Below are 18,899 nucleotides of genomic sequence, written 5' to 3'. Positions count from 1 at the left end.
CCACGCGTGCCGCACGCGCCTCGGCGGTGGCCGATGATTTCCGCGCAGGAAGCGCTCACGCGGTTGCGTGAAGGCAACGCGCGCTTCGTCTCCGACACGATCGGCAGCGATGCGCAGACCAGCACGACGCGTCGCCGCGAGGTGGCCGACGCGCAGTCGCCGTTCGCGATCATCCTCGGCTGCTCGGACTCGCGCGTGCCGGCCGAGATCGTGTTCGACCAGGGTCTCGGCGACCTGTTCGTGATCCGCGTCGCCGGCAACGTCGTCGCGCCGTCGCAGATCGGCAGCGTCGAGTTCGCGGCCGAGCGCTACGGCACGCCGCTCGTCGTCGTGCTCGGGCACTCCAATTGCGGCGCCGTGCTCGCCACGATCGAGGAGCTCGGTCGCCGTTCCGAAGAGCAGTCGCGCAACCTGCGCTCGATCGTCGATCGCGTGCGCCCGTCGGTCGAACCGCTGCTCGCGACCTCGCTCGCGCATGACCACGGCGCGCTCGTGCACCAGGCCGTGCTCAACAACATCCGCATGTCGGTCAACCAGCTGCGTCACGGTTCGAGCGTGCTCGAGCAGCTCGTGCTCGGTGGTCGCCTGCTGATCGTCGGCGCCGAGTACTCTCTGGAGACCGGCGTGGTCACGTTCCTCGACGCGGCGAGCTGAGCGCGGGGCGACGCCGGTCGCTTCGTGGGCGGACGACGGACCGCGCCTTCGTCTTCCGGGCCGGTGCGCTGCCGAACGGGGGATGCGCGACCTGCGATGTGTCGTGCGCTTGCAGTGGAGGCGCCGCATCGCGAGGATGGTGCTCGCCGCGATACCGTCCTGCCGGTGCCATGACGACCCGACTCCTGCGACTCCAGCGTGCACGCGAACGGCTCCGCGACGGCGATGCCGCCTCGCTCGCCCATGTCGCGCGCGAGGCGTCGATGTCGACGCCGCATTTCATCCGCACGTTCGCCGCCGTGTTCGGCGACACGCCGCACCAGTGGCGCACGCGTGCGCGGCTCGAGCAGGCGCGACTGCAGCTCGCGCGTGGCGACGAGGTGACGCGCGTGTGCGTCGAGCTCGGCTTCAGCAGCCTCGGCAGTTTCAGCGCGCTGTTCACGCGCCGCGTCGGCATCGCGCCGTCGGCGTATCGGCGACGCTGGATCACCAGCGGCATCGCGCTGCGCGACCGCCTGCCGTTGCAGCAACCGCACTGCCTGTCGCTGTTCGAAGCGGCGTGGGCTGCGGTTCCGCACTTTTCGAGAAGCGCGCCGGTGCCGGCGCCGGCATGCTCCGTCGCACCGATCACCCAGCAGGAGTTGCCATGAGGATCCGGCTCGTGAGCCTGTTCGTCGACGACCAGTCGAAAGCGCTCGCGTTCTACACCGACGTGCTCGGCTTCGTGCCGGGACTCGACATGCCCGCGGGCGAGTACCGCTGGATCACCGTGCGCTCGCCCGAAGGCGGTGACGCCGAGCTCGTGCTCGAGCCGAACGCGAATCCGGCCGCGCGCACCTACCAGGAAAGCCTGTTCGCGCAGGGCATCCCGGCCACCGCGTTCGAAGTCGACGACGTGCGTGCCGAGCATGCGCGGCTGAGTGCGAAAGGCGTCGTGTTCACGCGTGCGCCGATGCAGGCGGGGCCGGTCGTCATCGCGATGTTCGCCGACACCTGCGGCAACCTCGTGCAGATCTATCAGCCGCCCGCGGGCTGAGCGCTGCGGGTCGGCCTGCAGCGTGCCGCGCGCTCGAGCATGAGCGCGCGCTCGCGTGCGTTGCGCGCGAGCGAGGCCGCCTGTTCGAACGCGTCCCGCGCGTCGTCGACGCGACCGAGGCGCTCGAGCGCGTCACCGCGTGCGGCCTGCAGCAGGTGGTAGCCGGCCAGCGCGCCGTCGCCCGCGAGCGCATCGAGGATCGCGAGGCCCGCGGCGGGGCCTTCGGCCATGCCGACCGCGAACGCGCGGTTGAGCTCGATGACCGGTGACGGCGCCGCGATCGCGAGCTCGGTGTAGAGCGCGGCGATGCGCGCCCAGTCGGTGTCGGCGGCCCGCAGCGCGCGCGCATGGCAGGCCGCGATCGCGGCCTGCGCGGTGTAGCGGCCGCGTTGCGGCGACAGCACTTCGGCGCGCGTGAGTGCTTCGAGTCCGCGTTCGACGAGCAGGCGGTCCCACAGCGTGCGGTCCTGGTCAGGCAACAGGATCGGCGAACCATCCGCGGCGACGCGCGCCTTCGCACGCGAGGCCTGGATCTCCATGAGCGCGACGAGGCCGAACACCTCGGCATCGTCCGGTGCGAGCCCGGCCAGCACGCGCCCGAGGCGCATCGCCTCGTCGCACAGCGCGGGTCGCATCCAGTCGTCGCCGGCCGTGGCCGCGTAGCCTTCGTTGAAGATCAGGTAGATGACCTCGAGCACCGACTCGAGGCGCTCGGCGCGTTCCGCGGCGCGCGGCACCTCGAACGGCACCTGCTTGTCGGTGAGCGTGCGCTTGGCGCGCACGATGCGCTGCGCGATCGTCGGCTCCGGCACGAGGAAGGCGCGTGCGATCTCGACCGTGGTCAGGCCACCGAGCAGGCGCAGGGTCAGTGCGACGCGCGCCTCGGTCGACAGCACCGGATGGCAGGCGACGAACACGAGGCGCAGCAGGTCGTCGCCGATGTCGTCGTCGAGCGCCTCGATCGCGGCCTCGTACGCGTCGCCCTCGCTGCCCTCGAGTTCGCGCGCGATCAGCGCGTGCTTGTCCGTCAGCATGCGCTGTCGGCGCAGCATGTCGATCGCGCGGTGCTTGGCGGTCGCCATGAGCCAGGCGCCGGGGTTGTCGGGCACGCCGTCGACGGGCCACCGCTCGAGCGCGCCGACCAGCGCGTCCTGGGCGAGTTCCTCGGCGATCGCGACGTCGCGCACCATGCGCGCGAGGCCGGCAATCAGCCGGGGCGATTCGGTGCGCCAGACCGCATCGATCGCGGCGCGGGTCTCGTGGTTCGTCATCGGGGCCGGATCACACCATCGCCGCCGCGGCCATGCAAGCGCACGGCCGTGGCGGGCAGGCGGGCGGCACCGTCGGCGTGTCCGTTCCGGTGCCTCGTTCCGTCAGGCCGGCGAACCGACCGCGGACGGATCGGCCATGAACGCGAGCTCCCACATGTGGCCGTCCGGATCCTCGTAGCCGTGCTGGTACATGAAGCCGTAGTCCTTGGCCGGATTCGGCGTCGCCGCACCGGCAGCGACCGCCTTGGCGACCAGCGCGTCGATCGCCTCGCGGCTCTCGGCCGACACGCAGACGAGTACCTCGGTGGTCTTCTTCGCGTCGGCGATCGGCTTCGGCGTGAAGGTCTGGAAGAACGACTCGACGAGCAGCATCACGAAGATGTTGTCGGCGACGATCATGCAGGTCGCGTTCTCGTCGGTGAACTGCGGATTGAACGTGTAGCCGAGCGCCGTGTAGAACGCGACCGAGCGCTTGAGGTCCTTGACGGGCAGGTTGACGAAGATCCGGGTGGTCATGGCGGTGTCCTTGGTTCGAGGGCGTTTGCAGGGTTTCAGGTCGCGGAGGGGGCGTCGACGCAGGTTTCGGACCCGGCCGGCATGTCGGTGTTGATCATCCACGGTACGCCGAAACGGTCGGTGAGCATGCCGTAACGCGGTGCCCAGAACGTCTCCTGCAGCGGCATCGTCACCGTGCCGCCTTCGGCGAGCCCCGCGAAGACGCGCTCGGCTTCCTCGACGGTCGGCACGAGCAGCGTCACGTAGGCGCCGCGGATGGCCTCGTAGGGATGGCCGCAATCGGCATCGGTGCCCATGAGCTGCTGCTCACCGAACACGACGCTGCCGTGCATGATGCGGTCGTGGTCCTTCGGATCGACGTGCTCGGCCATCGGCGAGCCGCCGAACGGCATGAGCGCCTCGACGCGGCCGCCGAGCAGACCGGCGTAGAAGGTGAACGCCTCGCGGCAGGTGCCTTCGAAACTGAGGTAGGTGACGAGCTTCATCGCGGATCTCCTGAAGGTGCCGCACGGGTCGCGGCGGTCGCGGATCGGTCGTGCGCGGTGTCGGCGCACGCGGGGGAGGGGCGGGTCGGCATGTCGTGCCGTTCGTCGGCGACGATGCGCACCTCGAGGGCATGGGCCGCCTCGTGCGCATGGCAACGGCGTGACCACGCGAGCGCGTCGGCGACCGTGTGCACCTGCACGAGCCAGAATGCGGAGGCGCCATCTTCGTCGGCGGTTGCCGCGGCATGCAGGCGGCCCGAGGCGAGCAGCACGCCGGCACGCGCGAACACCTCGTTTCCGCGTGCGAGCATGGCGCACGCATCGGCATCGTGCGGTGGCGGGCTTTCGGGCCTGGCGAGGATCAGGACGCGCATCGCGGAACTCCGCTCGAGGCGCCGCAGAGCGCCTGTTCATGGTCACGACGAACGGGCGCGTGCCGGATCGACACGGCGATTCCGGATCCACGAAAAAAATGATCGGACGCAGGCATGGTCCGGAGACGTCGCGACCTCCGGCGCTTGACCGCAGCGCGCCGGCGCCGTACTTGTGGCGGCCCCGGAAGGAGTCCGCCCATGCAGTTCCTCGTGTTGATCTACAACGACGACAGCCTGCTCGACGCGCTGCCCGAAGGGCAGGCCGACGACATGATGCGCCACTGCCTCGCCAACGCCGACACGTTGCGCAGCGAGGGCCGCCTGCTCGGATCGCAGCAGCTCGAGCCGCCGTCGACCGCGAAGACGTTGCGCGTACGCCAGGGCCGCACGAGCATCGTCGATGGCCCGTTCGCCGAGACCAAGGAGTACCTCGGCGGCTTCAACCTCATCGAGGCCGCCGACATCGACGAGGCCATGCGCATCGCGACCTCGTTCCCGTGGGCGCAGGCCGGCGCGATCGAGGTGCGTCCAGTGCGCGACATGAACGCCGTGCGCGAGCGCGTCGGCGCCTGAGCCTCAGTCGAAGCCGTTCGTGAAGATGCGGTCGCTGTACTCGAACGCGCCGATGTCGACAAGCTGGCCGACCTGGCGCGGATAGCCGTTGCCGCGCTGGTCGTAGGTCTCGTTCGCCGGGTTGCTGCCGGCGCCGATCGCCTGGCTGTCGGGCATGAGCGCATGCGTGCGCGTCGGTCCACCGTACCAGCCGAGCGGGCGCAGCCGTGGATCGACACCGCTGATCGTGCCGACCGGAACGGGCAGCGTCGACACGCCGATCAGGTTGTTCGCGCCCGACACGCTCGAGTCGGGGCTGTTGCCGTTGGCGATGTCCGAGGGCACCGATGTCGAACGGAAATTGCCCGCCACGAGCGTGCTCGTGAGCGGCAGCGATGCGCCACCGATGAGTGCCTCGATGCCGCCGCCCGTGTTGTCGGCGATCGCGACATTCGCGGTGATCGTCGCGTTGGCGATCGTGACGTCCGAGCCGAGGCCCGAGATGCCGAGGCCGCCGCCGCGGTAGGCCGTGTTGCCCGAGAGTGTCGTGTTGCGCACGTCGGCGTTGCCGAACAGGCTCAGGCCGCCGCCGAAGCGAGCTCCGTTGCCGGCGATCGTCGAGGACAGGATGAGGCTGCGGTTCTCCTCCCCGCCGAGGCCGACGGCCGCACCGCCGCCGCCGTACTTGGAGCCGTCCTCGTCGTTGTCGACGAGTTCGCTGTTCATCATGAGCAGGCGCCTGCCCGCGAACACGCCGCCGCCACCGTCGATGCGGAAGCCGCCGCCGTCACTCCGCGCCCGGAGCTCGCAGCCGCTGACGATGCTGTTCACGAGGGTGACCTGATTCGCGTAGAGGCCGCCGCCGCTGCCGAGCCCGCCCGCTGCCGCGATCGCGCGGCAGTTGCGCACGGCGACGCCAGTCTCGGGCAGTGCCGCGGCGAACGGGTTGCCGAGCGTGAGCGTGCCGTTCGAGAGGATGCAGCCGCCCGCGACGTTCTGCGCGGAGGCGCGACCGCCGACGAGGCCGTCGCTGACCGTGAGCCCCTGGATCACGAAGTTGCCCTGGCCCGTGTGGTGGAAGATGCGGTTCTCGTACTTGCCGCCGCCGGCCTTGATCGTGAGCGCCGAACGACCCGGCCCGACGATCGCGAGGTTGTCGATCGCGATCGCGATCTGGCCCGTCGTCAGCGAGATCGTGCTGCAGCCGAGGTTGCGCAGGTCGATCGTGTCGCCGCTCGCGGCGAGCGCGATCTCGCCGCGCAGGCTGCCGGCGCCGTTGTCGTTGCAGTTGGTGACCGGGCGTGTCGCCCGCGTCGCGTCGGGAAGGTAGGCGTGCAGGCCGTAGGTGTCGGCGAGCTGCGCGAGCTCGTCGGGCGTGCGCAGGTGCGCATCGTGCACCGCCGGGCTCAGCAGGAAGTCGGCGAGATCCTGCACGCCCGACGAAGATGCCTCGGCCTGCGCCGCGAACGCGGCGAGCACGCCGGCCAGCGCACGCGCGAGCGGGCGGCGGTGCATGGCGGAACGGTGGAACGATGACGGCATCGCGGCTCTCCGGTGCGGATGCCGCGCGCGTGTGCGGGCGGCAGGTGACCGGGGATACGCAGGGCCGGCATGCCATCGGACATGCCGGCGTTCATCGGGATGGAGCGATTCTCGGGGCGATCAGGCCACCGAACGCTCGCGCGACGGCGAACGCCATGCCGCGAGCAGGTCGTCCTGGCGCTTGAGCGCATCGGCGAGGTGGCGCTCCTTGACGTGGCCGTAGCCGCGGATGTGCTCGGGTACGCTCGCGATGTCGACCGCGAGCGCGTGGTTCGTGCCATCGAGACCCGCGACGACCTCGCCGACCTGGCGCGTGTAGTCCTCGATCAGGCGACGCTCCATGCGGCGCTCCGCGGTGTAGCCGAACACGTCGAGCGCGGTGCCGCGCAGGCGCTTGAACTTCGCGAGCATGCGGAACGCCGTGAACACCCACGGGCCGTACTCGGCCTTGCGCAGGTGGCCTTCGGCATCCTTCTTCGCGAGCAGCGGCGGCGCGAGATGGAAGTGCAGCTTGAAGTCGCCCTCGAACGTGTCGCGGATACGCTTCTCGAAATCGCCGCTCGTGTAGAGGCGCGCGACCTCGTACTCGTCCTTGTAGGCCATGAGCTTGAACGCGTAGCGCGCGACCGCGGCGGTCAGCGAGGTGAAGCCCGGTGTCTTCTGCTGCTCGGACGCGCGCACCGATTCGACGAGGTCGCGGTAGCGCTTCGCGTAGGCGGCGTCCTGGTAATCGGTGAGGAACGCGGCGCGGCGCTCGATCTGCTCGTCGAGGCTGCCGCTGAGCGTCTCGTCGGCGAGCGGCGAGGCGATCGTGCCGTCGCCGGCCGGCACGCGGGCCGGGCGTGACGGCAGCGCGAGCGGGATCGCGCCGGACGGCAGGTGCGCCTTGATGCCTGCCGCGCGCTGCACGGTGGCGAGATCGTGCGCGCCCATGCGGCCCCAGTTGAACGCGGCCTTGTTCATCTCGATCGCGGCGCCGTTGAGCTCGATCGCGCGCATGAGCGCGTCGTGGCTCACCGGCACCCAGCCCTTCTGCCAGGCGTAGCCGAGCATGAACAGGTTCGCCGCAATCGTGTCGCCGAGCAGCGCGGTCGCGAGGTCGGTCGCGTCGACGAGTTCGGGCGAGCCGCCGTCGAGCGCGAGCTTCACGGCGTCGATGATCTTCTGCGCCGGGAACTGCATGTCGGGCTTGGTCGTGAACGTGCCCGGCATCGCTTCGTAGGTGTTGAGCACGACGTTGGAGCGGTCGGCGCGGATCTTCGACAGCGCCCAGTAGTCGTTGACGACGACCATGTCGCAGCCGAGCACGAGGTCGGCTTCACCTGCGGCGATGCGCACGGCATGGATGTCGCCCGGCGCCTTCGCGATGCGCAGGTGGCAGGTGACCGCGCCGCCTTTCTGGGCGAGGCCGGTCTGGTCGAGCACGGTGCTGCCCTTGCCCTCGAGGTGTGCGGCCATGCCGATCAGCGCGCCGATCGTGACCACGCCGGTGCCGCCGATGCCGGTGACGAGCACGTTCCACGGGCGCTCGAGGTCGGTCGCGAACACGGGCATCGGCAGCGCGTCGAAATCGATCGCGCCGGCGCTGCCCTTCTTCTTCTTCAGGCCGCCGCCGTGCACGGTGACGAAGCTCGGGCAGAAGCCCTTCACGCACGAGAAGTCCTTGTTGCAGCCGGACTGGTCGATCTCGCGCTTGCGCCCGTACTCCGTCTCCTTCGGCAGCACCGAGACGCAGAACGACTTCACGCCGCAGTCGCCGCAGCCCTCGCAGACCAGCGAGTTGATCATGACGCGCTTCTTCGGGTCCTCGAGCTTGCCGCGCTTGCGGCGGCGGCGCTTCTCGGTCGCGCAGGTCTGGTCGTAGATCAGGATCGACGTGCCCTTGATCTCGCGCATGCGCTTCTGCACGGCGTCGAGCTCGTCGCGGTGGATGAACTCCACGCCGCTCGGGAAGATCTCGGGGCGCGACCACTTCGCGATGTCGTCGGACACGACGATGATCGTCTGCACGCCTTCCGCGCGCATCTGGTGCGCGATGTCGGGCACGGTCAGCGTGCCGTCGACGGGCTGGCCGCCGGTCATCGCGACGGCGTCGTTGTAGAGGATCTTGTAGGTGATGTTGACCTTGGCCGCGATCGCCTGGCGCACGGCCAGCGATCCCGAGTGGAAATACGTGCCGTCGCCGAGGTTCTGGAAGATGTGCGGCGTTTCGGTGAACGGCGCCTGCCCGCACCACGTCACGCCTTCGCCGCCCATGTGCGAGAACGTGTCGGTGCTGCGATCCATCCACGTGACCATGTAGTGGCAGCCGATGCCGCCGTGGGCGCGCGAGCCCTCGGGCACCGCCGTGGAGGTGTTGTGCGGGCAGCCCGAGCAGTAGTGCGCGGCGCGCGGGAACGTCGCGCGCGGCAGCGTGAGCTGCTGTTCCTTGGCTTCGATCCAGGCGACGCGCGAACGGATCGCCTCGCTCGTGAAGAAGCGCGCGAGGCGCTTGGCGATCACCAGCGCAATCATCGCCGGGGTCAGCTCGCCGGTGCTCGGCAGCACCCAGCGGCCCTCCTCGTCGTACTTGCCGACCACGCTCGGGCGCGTCGGCCAGTTGTACATGTACTCCTTCATCTGCGACTCGATGAACGAGCGCTTCTCCTCGACGACGATGACGTCCTCGAGGCCCGCGGCGAAATCGCGGATGCCGACCGGCTCGAGCGGCCAGGTCATGCCGATCTTGTAGACGCGGATGCCGATGTCGCGCGCGTCGCGCTCGCTGATGCCGAGGTACTCGAGCGCCTGCAGCACGTCGAGGTAGCTCTTGCCCGTGGTGACGATGCCGAGGCGTGCCTTCGGCGAATCGAGCACGACCTTGTCGATGCGGTTGGCGCGCGCGAACGCGCACGCGGCCTCGACCGCGTACTGGTGCAGGCGCATCTCTTGGTTGAGCGGCGGATCGGGCCAGCGGATGTTGAGGCCGCCCTCGGGCAGCGCGAAATCCTGCGGCAGCACGATGTCGAGCTGGTGCGGGTTGACGTTGACGCTCGCGCTCGACTCGACCGTCTCGGCGATCGTCTTGAAGCCGACCCAGCGCCCCGTGAAGCGCGACATCGCCCAGCCGAGCATGCCCATGTCGAGGATGTCCTGCACGCCGGCAGGATTGAGGATCGGCATCATCGCCGAGACGAACTCGAGCTCCGAACCGTGCGGCAGCGTCGACGAACGGCAGGCGTGGTCGTCGGCCGCGAGCGCGAGTACGCCGCCGTGGCGCGAGGTGCCGGCCGCGTTGCCGTGCTTGAACACGTCGCCGCAGCGGTCCACGCCGGGACCCTTGCCGTACCACATCGCGAACACGCCATCGACCTTGGCACCCGGGAACAGGTTGGTCTGCTGCGTGCCCCACACCATCGTCGCGCCGAGGTCCTCGTTGAGGCCCGGCGTGAACTCGATGTTCGAGGATTTCAGGTGCTTGCGCGCCTTCCACAGCTCGAGGTCGAAGCCGCCGAGCGGCGAGCCGCGGTAACCCGAGATGAAGCCGCCCGTGTTCAGGCCGGCGGCGCGGTCGCGCATCTGCTGCATGAGCGGCAGCCGCACGAGTGCCTGCACGCCCGACAGGTAGATGCGGCCTTCTGCACGGGTGTACTTGTGCTCGAGCGTGTACTCGCGATCGACGACGGACGCGGGAACGGACATGGCGTACCTGGCGGGAGGCTGGGAGCGGTCGGCGATTGTACCAGCGCGCCGCGCCCGTCCCGTCCCTGCCCGTGGGGGCCTATTCGCGGTGGAACGCGCAGTTGAACGCGACGGTGATGCGCTCGCCCTCGCCGAAGAACGGCGAGACGTGGTGCAGCAGCCACGAGGGGAACAGCACGAGCTGCCCCGGCTCGAGCTTGTAGGCACTGTTGCCGCCGCCGAACGGCGGCTTCACGGCCTCGTTGCCCGGATCCGAATACATCGTCGCGGAACTGTTCGGATGCAGGAACACGAGCGCACCGCTGTCGGGCTGGTGGGCGTCGTGCTGCCCGGCGGACACGCAATAGACTCCGGACCACGTCGCCAGCGGATGGTTGTGCACGCCGAAGTAGCCGTTGCGACGCGTGATGTGGAACCAGGCATCGGTGCGCACGCGCAGGCGGGCGCGCGCGGCGGCATCGTAGCCGTTGAGCTCGCAGACCAGCTGCACGACGCGCGAAAGGCAGAACTCGCGCAGGTGCGCGATCTCGGGTTCGGGCCAGCCGAACAGGTCGAAATGGCTCTCGAACAGCTCCGGGTTGCGCACCGTGTAGGGATTCGGGTTCGCGAACCGCCCGTTCTCGCGGGCGAGGAACAGCGTGCGCAGCGCCGCATTGAGACGGGCCGGGTCGGGGTGGACATCGAACGCGAACGGGACCGCGAACTGTCCCTGGATCTGCAGCATGGATACCCCTGGCCATCGTCGGGTGCGCCGCGAACTGTAGCGCAGCGAAGGTGGATTCGCCTTGCCGCACGCGGGAGGCTGCTCTAACCTCGCGGGCGCGACCGTCCCGGTCGCCTCGGGGAAAGTGCCTCATGTTCAACGCGTTGGGCCAGGTGGCCTTCGGTTTCTTCGGCCTCGCCGTGCTCCTCGCGATCGCATGGGCGTTCTCCAACAACAAGCGCGCGGTCGACTGGAAGCTCGTCGGCGCCGGCATCGTGCTGCAGGTCGCGTTCGCCGCGGTCGTGCTGCTCGTGCCGGGCGGCCGCGACGTGTTCGACGCGCTCGGGCATGGCTTCGTCAAGGTGCTGAGCTTCGTCAACGAAGGCTCGAACTTCATCTTCGGCGGGCTCATGGACACCTCGAAGATGGGCTTCATCTTCGCGTTCCAGGTGCTGCCGACGATCATCTTCTTCTCGGCGCTGATGGGCGTGCTGTACCACCTCGGCGTCATGCAGGCGATCGTGCGCGGCATGGCCTGGTCGATCACCAAGCTCATGCGCGTGTCCGGCGCGGAGACCACGAGCGTCTGCGCGAGCGTGTTCATCGGCCAGACCGAGGCCCCGCTGACGGTGCGTCCGTACATCTCGCGCATGACCGAGTCCGAGCTCATCACGATGATGATCGGCGGCATGGCGCACATCGCGGGCGGCGTGCTCGCGGCCTACGTCGGCATGCTCGGCGGCGGCGATCCCGAGCAGCAGGCGTTCTACGCCAAGCACCTGCTTGCGGCATCGATCATGGCCGCGCCGGCGACGCTCGTCGTGGCCAAGATCCTGATCCCCGAGACCGGCGAGCCGCTCACGCGCGGCACGGTCAAGATGGAAGTCGAGAAGACCACCAGCAACGTCATCGACGCGGCCGCGGCCGGCGCCGGCGACGGCCTGCGCCTCGCGCTCAACATCGGCGCGATGCTGCTCGCGTTCATCGCGCTGATCGCGATGCTCAACGCGCCGCTGACTTGGTTCGGCGAGGTCACCGGCCTCGCCGCGGCGATCGGCAAGCCGACCAACCTGTCGACGATCTTCGGCTTCCTGCTCGCGCCGATCGCGTGGGTCATCGGCACGCCGTGGGCCGACGCGACCACGGTCGGCTCGCTGATCGGCCAGAAGGTCGTCATCAACGAATTCGTCGCCTACACCGAGCTTGCCTCGATCGTGAACGGCCAGGTGCAAGGCGTCGTGCTGAGCGACCAGGGCCGCCTCATCGCGACCTACGCGCTGTGCGGCTTCGCGAACTTCTCGTCGATCGCGATCCAGATCGGCGGCATCGGCGGCCTCGCGCCCGAGCGCCGACCGGACCTCGCGCGCTTCGGCCTTCGCGCGGTGCTCGGCGGCTCGATCGCGACCTTCATGACGGCGACCATCGCAGGCGTGCTCAGCAACCTCTGAGCACGCGCTTCACGCTTCACCAGGGAAACAGGGGACAACATGGACAGCAAGGGACGGTCGCCCGCGATCGCGTGGGTGCTCGGCTGCGGGTTGGCATGGGCTGCGGGTGCGGCTTCTGCACAGGATTTCGCATGGCGCGCGGGCGTGACCGCCGACGTTCCGGCCGGTCAAGGCGTGCAGGGCTTGAATCAGCCGACGGCAGGGGCGGCGCCCGATCTGCTCGTGGCGATGATGCCCTACACCGCGGCCGACGGCCGCGCCCTGTATCGCGCGATCGCGACCGATGCCGTCAGCGGTGACGCGCGCTGGGTACATGATTTCGGTGCCGCGTGCGCGATCGACGGCGAACCCATGGCGCGTGTCGCGACGCTCGCCGACGGCTCCGTCGCGGTGTCGATGCTCGCGACCGATGCGACGCAGACCTCGTTCGCCTGCGTGGCTCGCCTGGGGGTCGACGGCCGTCCGCTATGGATCCGCGAGTTCCGTTCGCCATGGGTACGCGTGGCGGTCAACGATCTCGCAGCCGACGCCACGGGCGATGTGCTGGCCGTCGGTCGGCACGGCGATGATGCGTGGATCGCGCGCCTGTTCGGCGACACCGGCGAAGCCGTGTGGGAACGCCACGCGACCTCGGGTACCGGCGAGCGACTGAATGCGTTCGAGGTGGCGCGCGGGGCGGGCAGCGGCGTCGCGGTGCATGTTCTTGCCACGACGTCCGGTGGCGGCCGCCGCCTGCAGGTCTGGAGCGTGTCCGCGCTGACCGGCGAACGGCAGTGGTCGCATGACCATTGCCCGGGCGGAACGGCTGCGGGTCTCGTGCAGCAGGACGGCGGCCGGTTGCGCGTGATCGCCGACGGCAGCATCGTCTTCGCGGCGGGATGCTCGGCAGGTTCGGCATCGTCGGCGCATGCGGGGCGTCTCGCCGCCGATGGCGCGGTCGTATGGGAGCGCGTGTTCGAGACCTCGGGGTTGCGCCACGGTTTCGTCGACAGCCACGGCAACGTCCTGCTCGAGGGACGCCTGGTCGTCGCAGGCCAGACGGTCGGCACCACGCGTCTCGATGCCGAGCTGGGACAGGTCTCGTGGTCGCTGCCGGCGCTGCCGGAGCCGGGACCGGGCCCTTCGGTCACGCGCCAGCCATTTGCCGTCGGCGATCGCGTGCACGTCGTCGAACGCGACGAGGGCGTCATCGGCTACGTCACCGCTGTCGCCCTGGAGACCTACGCTGCTACCAGTGGGCAGCGTCTGGCGCGCGTCGTGGTGCCGATTCCCGCGGCGGACATGATTCCCGCCGGCTTCCTGCGTGCGCGCGTCGTGACCGACGGCGATGTCGTGCTCGCCGCATCGGTCGGGCGCAATCGCTACGACGGGCAGAGTCTCCACGAGACGCGTGTCCAGCCGGTAGGGGATGCCGTGCGGTGGTCACGACGCCACGCGGTCGCGGTGCCGCAACGCTTCGATCCGGCCACGCTTCCGCAGGCGATGATCGCGGACGCCTCGGGATTCGCGATGGCCGGCTTCGCCGCCGCGCCGGGCGGCTACGCGTATCCGGCGCTCGCGCGCTTCGATGCGACCGCCAGGACGACCACGTGGCGATGGAATGCCTCCGGACACGTCGGCGGGCGTTTCGGATCGATCACGCGCGGTGCGGGCGATCACGTGGTGGCGGCGGGTTTCACCGGCGACTATGACGCCCCCTTGCTGCTCGTGCGTGTCGCCGCGGGCACCGGCCAGATCGTGTGGCAGGCGGATCCGGCATTCCCGGGGCGCGGCCTTCACGTCGCCGAGGGTGCCGGTGGGCGTGTCGTCGCCGGCCTCGAGAGGGATGGGGCGTCCACGGCTGTCGTCGCGGCATTCTCCGCCGCGAATGGCCAGTGGCTCTGGTCCACGCCGGCCGCACCCGGCAACCCGTCGGAAGAGGACCAGCGGGTCGCGGTCGGGCCGGATGGCGATGCCTACGTGGGCGCACGGATTTTTGGTGACGGATCGGACCGCCTGCAGATGCGGCGTCTCGACGGTGCGACCGGCGTCGCGAGATGGACGTGGCGGGGCAGTGATGCGGCGTCGTCGGGGTTGCCGGCCTCGCCGCCCGTCGTGCATGCAGGGGGTGACGTGTTCGTCGTGGCCCGTTCGCGCGCGTGGCGCCTCTCCGGCGCGAACGGCGCGGTGCGTTGGCAGGTGCCGCTCACGGTCGGGGCGTCCGCGGCGGTTCTGGACGCCCACGGCGATCTCGTGGTCGGCGGCCAGGCGAACGATCGCTGGGGCGTGCAGAAGCTGCGTGGCACGGACGGCACGACGGCATGGTCGCGCACACATGGACCGTTCGGGCCGTTCAACAACGAACGCGTGTCGACGCTCGCGATCGGGCGCGACGGGCGGATCCTCGCGGCGGGGGGAGAGGGTTACTCCAATCACACGGCCGCTGCGCTCGACCCGGCGACCGGCGATCTCGCCTGGCACGTGGACATCATCGCGAACACGACCGGCGGAATGCCGCGTGGCGAACGCGGCCGCAACGATTACCCGATCGGCGTGGTGCAACTTCCCGACGGCAACGTATACACGGCGGCCTACTCGCAACCCGACCCGACCCTGACCGTGTTCAAGATCGCCTTCCCCATCGTCGACGCGATCTTCGCGCACGGCTTCGAGCCCGCGACGCCGTGAACATCGGGCGCGGAGCCGTTGCGGCTCCGCGCCTTCGGCAGGTTCGGCTTACTCGCCGAGTTCCCTGCGCATGAACTCCGGCATCGACAGCGCCGCCTTGTGGATCTCGGCGTTGTAGTAGCGCGTCTCGAACTGCTTGGTCTGCGCGCCGCGCTCGCGGAAGCCCGACAGGTCGGCGCCCTTGCGCGCCATCGTCGCGCTCCACCAGCCGGTCGGGTAGCAGGGCTGCGGGAACGTCAGCGTGCGCACGGCCTGGAACCCCGCCGTGCGCATCGCCGCGCGCATCGACTTGATCAGCTGCAGGTGGGCCAGCGGCGACTCGCTCTGCTGCACGAAGATGCCGCCGGGACGCAGCGCCTTGAAGCAGCTCGAGTAGAACGCGGCGTTGAACAGGCCTTCGGCCGGACCGACCGGGTCGGTCGAGTCGACGATCACCACGTCCACCGACTCGGGCTCGCAGTCGGCCATGTACTTGATGCCGTCGTCGAACAGCAGCTCGGCGCGCGGGTCGTCGTTGGCCTCGCACAGCTCCGGGAAGTACTTCTCGGCGAGGCGCGTGACGCGCTCGTCGATCTCGACCTGCACGGCCTTCTCGACCTCCTCGTGGCGCAGCACCTCGCGCAGCGTGCCGCAGTCGCCGCCGCCGATGATGACGACGCGCTTGGCGCGCGCGTGGGTGAACAGCGCCGGGTGCGACATCATCTCGTGGTAGAGGAAGTTGTCGCGCGTGGTCAGCATCATGCAGCCGTCGATGACCATGAGCTTGCCCCAGTCGGTCGAGTCGTGGATCTCGATGGACTGGAACGGCGTCTTCTCGGCGTGCAGCCGCTCGCGCGTGCGGAACCCGATCGAGGAACCCGACGATTCGTGTTCTTCGGTGAACCAGGTGGTCTCTGGCTGCGACATGGCGGCTGTCCTGTGGAGAGGGATCGGTGGCGGGAAAAGCGCACGATTGTAGCGGGTCGGCATGACGGTTGGACACGGCACGGCGTCACGGGCCGGATCGTTGTAAACGCACGGACAGGAACGGGCCGCTACACTGTGCGCCCCCGAGGATCCCGCGGCGTGCGAGGCTTCCGATCCGCGGGGTGTTCGCGTCCAGGCCCCGCCGCTGCGACGTCGCTGCCACCCGGAGAGAACGATGACCCATTCCTGGAGCAAGGACGACGCGCGCCACACCTGGTCGATCCCGCATTGGGGCGAAGGCTATTTCGACGTCGGCGACGCCGGCACGATCCTCGTGCGGCCGCGCCGCGAAGGCACCGCGCTGGACCTCGCCGCGATCGTCGCCGACGCGCGCTCGCGTGGCGCGCGCCTGCCGCTGCTCGTGCGCTTCGCCGACATCCTCAACGACCGACGCGAGCGCCAGCAGCGCGCGTTCGCCAAGGCCATGGCCGACTGGGACTATCCCGGCGGCTACACCGCGATCTACCCGATCAAGGTCAACCAGCAGAAGAACGTCGCCGGCGAGCTCGCCGCGAACGGCGGCGAGGGCTTCGGCCTCGAGGCCGGTTCCAAGCCCGAACTCATGGCCGTGCTCGCGCTCGCACGCCGCGGCAGCATCGTCATCTGCAATGGCTACAAGGATCGCGAGTACATCCGCCTCGCGCTGATCGGCCGCCGCCTCGGCCTCGACATCTTCATCGTCATCGAGAAGCCGTCGGAGCTGCGCTACGTGATCGAGGAGGCCGCCGCGCTCGGCGTCGAGCCTCTGCTCGGCGTGCGCATGCGCCTCAAGAGCCTCGGCGCGGGCAAGTGGCAGAACTCCGGTGGCGACAAGGCCAAGTTCGGCCTCACGCCGCGCCAGCTGCTCACGCTGATCGACGAACTCGGCGCGGCGAAGCTCACGCACACGCTCAAGCTGCTGCATTTCCACATGGGTTCGCAGATGTCGAACGTGCGCGACATCACGCGTGGCATGCGCGAGGCCGTGCGCTACTTCGTCGAGCTCTCGCAGCTCGGCCTGCCGATCCGCTACATGGACGTCGGTGGCGGCCTCGGCGTCGACTACGAGGGCACGCGCTCGCGTTCGGACTGCTCGATCAACTACGGCCTCGACCAGTACGCCTCGAGCGTGGTCGGCGCGCTCGCCGAGGCCTGCACCGAGAACGGACTCGAGCCGCCGCACGTGCTGACCGAATCCGGTCGCGCGCTGACAGCGCACCACGCGGTGCTCGTCGTCAACGTGAGCGAGGTCGAGCAGGCGCCGGCGGGCGCCGTGCCGTCCGAGCGCGACGACGAACCGGCCGTGCTGCGCCGCCTGCGCGAGGCGCATGCCGAGATCGGCACGCGTCCGGCCACCGAGCTCTACCACGAGGCGCAGTACCACCTTTCGGAAGGCCAGTCGCTGTATGCGCTCGGCCAGCTCACGCTTGCCGACCGCGCGCGCCTGGACGATCTCTACTACGCGATCGTCAACGCGGTGCGCGAGCGTCTCAAGCCCGACGAGCGTTCGCACCGCCAGGTGCTCGACGAACTCAACGAGACGCTCGTCGACAAGTATTTCGTCAACTTTTCGGTGTTCGAGTCCGCCCCCGACATCTGGGCGATCGACCAGGTGTTCCCGATCGTGCCGATCGCGGGCCTCGACAAGGCGCCCGACCGACGCGGCGTGATCGCCGACCTCACCTGCGATTCGGACGGCCGCATCGACCGCTACGTCGATGCCGACGGCGTCGACGTCAGCCTGCCGCTGCACGCGGTGTCCGAGGACAAGCCGTACCTGCTCGGCCTGTTCATGGTCGGCGCGTACCAGGAGACACTCGGCGACATCCACAACCTGTTCGGCGACACCGACGCGGTCAACGTCAAGCTCGACGGCGACGGCTACACATTCACGCACCTGCGCCGCGGCGACACCACCGATCTCATGCTCGACTACGTCGGCTACGACCTCGCCGCGTTGCGCGCCGCGTACCGCGAGAAGATCGACGCGGCCGGCGTCGACGCGGCCACCGCACAGGCGTTCGAAGCCTCGCTCGAGGCCGGATTGACCGGTTACACCTACCTCGCGGAGAACGCATGATGGGCACGATCACGGCCGGGTTCGTCGGACTCGGCGCGATGGGCTGGCCGATGGCCGGGCACCTCGCGCGCGTCGGTCTGCTGCATGCGGTGTGGACGCGCACGCCGGCGAAGGTCGTCGACGGCGCGCGCACGTTCGGCGTCGACGCGGTCGATTCGCTCGAGGCCCTCGCGCGTGGTTGCAACGTCATCGCGCTGTGCGTGCCGGCCGACGCCGACGTGCTCGCTGCGGTCGACACGATCGTCGCGCATGCAGGACCGGGCACGATCGTCGTCGACCACTCCACCGTGTCGTCGGTAACCGCTCGCGAGGCCGCCTCACGCCTGCGTGCGGTCGGCAGCGATTTCCTCGATGCACCCGTGTCGGGTGGCGTCGAGGGTGCGATCAACGGTCGCCTGTCGGTCATGGTCGGCGGCGAGGCGGCGACGCTCGAACGCGCGCGACCCGTGCTCGAGGCCTACGCGGCGAAGCTCAGCCACATGGGGGGTGTCGGCGCGGGCCAGGACACCAAGGCGGTCAACCAGGTGCTCGTCGCGGGCATCGCGCAGGCCGTGTGCGAAGGCCTCGCGCTGGGCGAGGCGCTCGGGCTCGACGCCGAAACCTTGCTGCCGACGCTCGGTGCGGGCGCGGCCGGCAACTGGTTCCTCGACAAGCGTGGCGCGACGATGCTGCGCGACGAGTTCAAGGTGGGCTTCAAGCTCGCGCTGCTGCACAAGGACCTCAAGATCGTGAACGGTCTCGCGCGCAGCGCCGGCACCGACCGCAGCATCATCGAGAAGGCGCTCGCCGACTACGCCGTGCTCATGGCTCAAGGGCATGGCGACGACGACATCTCCTCGCTGATCCGGCTCAAGCGCAAGTCGGCCGCTTAACGTCTCCACAACGTTCCACGCACCCGAGCCACGGTGGCCGTCGAGGTTCCGTGAGGTGCGTGGCAGCATGTGC

Annotated in this window: 16 protein-coding genes; 8 read left to right on the top strand and 8 right to left on the bottom strand. The window is 69.6% G+C overall.

The window, feature by feature from the left end; translation table 11 throughout:
- The first annotated feature begins 33 nt into the window (after positions 1 to 33).
- The 3 genes from ACQQ2N_RS05145 to ACQQ2N_RS05135 all read left to right on the top strand — a co-directional run bounded on the left by ACQQ2N_RS05145 (position 34) and on the right by ACQQ2N_RS05135 (position 1,690).
- Complete coding sequence (locus ACQQ2N_RS05145) at positions 34 to 654, top strand: carbonic anhydrase (RefSeq protein WP_440224611.1); 621 nt, start codon at positions 34 to 36, stop codon at positions 652 to 654.
- 170 nt (positions 655 to 824) lie between these two features.
- A complete protein-coding gene (locus ACQQ2N_RS05140) occupies positions 825 to 1,304 on the top strand; it encodes a helix-turn-helix domain-containing protein (protein ID WP_440224610.1) in 480 nt (159 codons plus the stop codon).
- Positions 1,301 to 1,690, top strand: coding sequence for a VOC family protein (locus tag ACQQ2N_RS05135; RefSeq protein WP_440224609.1), 390 nt, complete (start codon positions 1,301 to 1,303; stop codon positions 1,688 to 1,690). Before ACQQ2N_RS05140 ends, ACQQ2N_RS05135 begins: the two co-directional genes overlap by 4 nt.
- Here the strand turns inward: ACQQ2N_RS05135 and ACQQ2N_RS05130 are convergent.
- From ACQQ2N_RS05130 to ACQQ2N_RS05115, 4 genes are all read right to left on the bottom strand, one after another.
- Positions 1,672 to 2,961 carry an RNA polymerase sigma factor gene (locus tag ACQQ2N_RS05130; protein WP_440224608.1) on the bottom strand — a complete coding sequence of 430 codons (1,290 nt, stop codon included), beginning with the start codon at positions 2,959 to 2,961 and terminating at the stop codon, positions 1,672 to 1,674. The genes ACQQ2N_RS05135 and ACQQ2N_RS05130 overlap by 19 nt on opposite strands.
- A 102-nt stretch (positions 2,962 to 3,063) precedes the next feature.
- The gene (locus tag ACQQ2N_RS05125; RefSeq protein ID WP_440224607.1) at positions 3,064 to 3,477 is read right to left on the bottom strand and encodes a VOC family protein; all 414 of its coding nucleotides are present in this window, start codon (positions 3,475 to 3,477) and stop codon (positions 3,064 to 3,066) included.
- Between the two features lie 35 nt (positions 3,478 to 3,512).
- A complete protein-coding gene (locus tag ACQQ2N_RS05120) occupies positions 3,513 to 3,962 on the bottom strand; it encodes a VOC family protein (protein ID WP_440224605.1) in 450 nt (149 codons plus the stop codon).
- On the bottom strand, positions 3,959 to 4,336 hold the full coding sequence (locus tag ACQQ2N_RS05115) for a hypothetical protein (protein WP_440224603.1): 378 nt from the start codon (positions 4,334 to 4,336) through the stop codon (positions 3,959 to 3,961). The genes ACQQ2N_RS05120 and ACQQ2N_RS05115 overlap by 4 nt, the downstream gene beginning before the upstream one ends.
- A gap of 198 nt (positions 4,337 to 4,534) precedes the next feature.
- Here ACQQ2N_RS05115 and ACQQ2N_RS05110 point away from each other — a divergent pair, with 198 nt between their 5' ends.
- A complete protein-coding gene (locus ACQQ2N_RS05110; RefSeq protein WP_440224602.1) occupies positions 4,535 to 4,909 on the top strand; it encodes a YciI family protein in 375 nt (124 codons plus the stop codon).
- Between the two features lie 3 nt (positions 4,910 to 4,912).
- Here ACQQ2N_RS05110 and ACQQ2N_RS05105 read toward each other — a convergent pair whose 3' ends face one another.
- From ACQQ2N_RS05105 to ACQQ2N_RS05095, 3 genes are all read right to left on the bottom strand, one after another.
- A complete protein-coding gene (locus tag ACQQ2N_RS05105; RefSeq protein WP_440224601.1) occupies positions 4,913 to 6,403 on the bottom strand; it encodes a choice-of-anchor Q domain-containing protein in 1,491 nt (496 codons plus the stop codon).
- Between the two features lie 147 nt (positions 6,404 to 6,550).
- Positions 6,551 to 10,111 carry an indolepyruvate ferredoxin oxidoreductase family protein gene (locus ACQQ2N_RS05100; RefSeq protein WP_440224600.1) on the bottom strand — a complete coding sequence of 1,187 codons (3,561 nt, stop codon included), beginning with the start codon at positions 10,109 to 10,111 and terminating at the stop codon, positions 6,551 to 6,553.
- A gap of 79 nt (positions 10,112 to 10,190) precedes the next feature.
- Positions 10,191 to 10,835, bottom strand: a complete 645-nt coding sequence (locus tag ACQQ2N_RS05095; RefSeq protein ID WP_440224599.1) for a putative 2OG-Fe(II) oxygenase — start codon at positions 10,833 to 10,835, stop codon at positions 10,191 to 10,193.
- A gap of 131 nt (positions 10,836 to 10,966) precedes the next feature.
- Here ACQQ2N_RS05095 and ACQQ2N_RS05090 point away from each other — a divergent pair, with 131 nt between their 5' ends.
- A complete protein-coding gene (locus ACQQ2N_RS05090; RefSeq protein ID WP_440224598.1) occupies positions 10,967 to 12,262 on the top strand; it encodes a NupC/NupG family nucleoside CNT transporter in 1,296 nt (431 codons plus the stop codon).
- A gap of 39 nt (positions 12,263 to 12,301) precedes the next feature.
- The gene (locus tag ACQQ2N_RS05085; RefSeq protein WP_440224596.1) at positions 12,302 to 14,929 is read left to right on the top strand and encodes an outer membrane protein assembly factor BamB family protein; all 2,628 of its coding nucleotides are present in this window, start codon (positions 12,302 to 12,304) and stop codon (positions 14,927 to 14,929) included.
- A 48-nt stretch (positions 14,930 to 14,977) separates the two neighbouring features.
- Here ACQQ2N_RS05085 and speE read toward each other — a convergent pair whose 3' ends face one another.
- Entirely contained in the window at positions 14,978 to 15,835 is an 858-nt protein-coding gene (gene speE, locus ACQQ2N_RS05080; protein ID WP_440224595.1) for a polyamine aminopropyltransferase, read from the bottom strand.
- 235 nt (positions 15,836 to 16,070) lie between these two features.
- Between speE and speA the strand changes: the two genes are divergently transcribed.
- Together speA and ACQQ2N_RS05070 are read left to right on the top strand one after the other, a co-directional pair.
- Positions 16,071 to 17,954, top strand: coding sequence for a biosynthetic arginine decarboxylase (gene speA, locus ACQQ2N_RS05075; protein ID WP_440224594.1), 1,884 nt, complete (start codon positions 16,071 to 16,073; stop codon positions 17,952 to 17,954).
- Positions 17,951 to 18,826: an NAD(P)-dependent oxidoreductase gene (locus tag ACQQ2N_RS05070; RefSeq protein ID WP_440224593.1), complete on the top strand. Its 876-nt coding sequence runs from the start codon at positions 17,951 to 17,953 to the stop codon at positions 18,824 to 18,826. The genes speA and ACQQ2N_RS05070 overlap by 4 nt, the downstream gene beginning before the upstream one ends.
- The last annotated feature ends 73 nt before the right edge of the window (positions 18,827 to 18,899 follow it).

Source organism: Dokdonella aquatica, assembly GCF_051987395.1.
Taxonomy (GTDB): Bacteria; Pseudomonadota; Gammaproteobacteria; order Xanthomonadales; family Rhodanobacteraceae; genus Dokdonella.
Note: the sequence above shows the minus strand (reverse complement) of the source record. Positions and strands in the feature narration are given on the sequence as shown.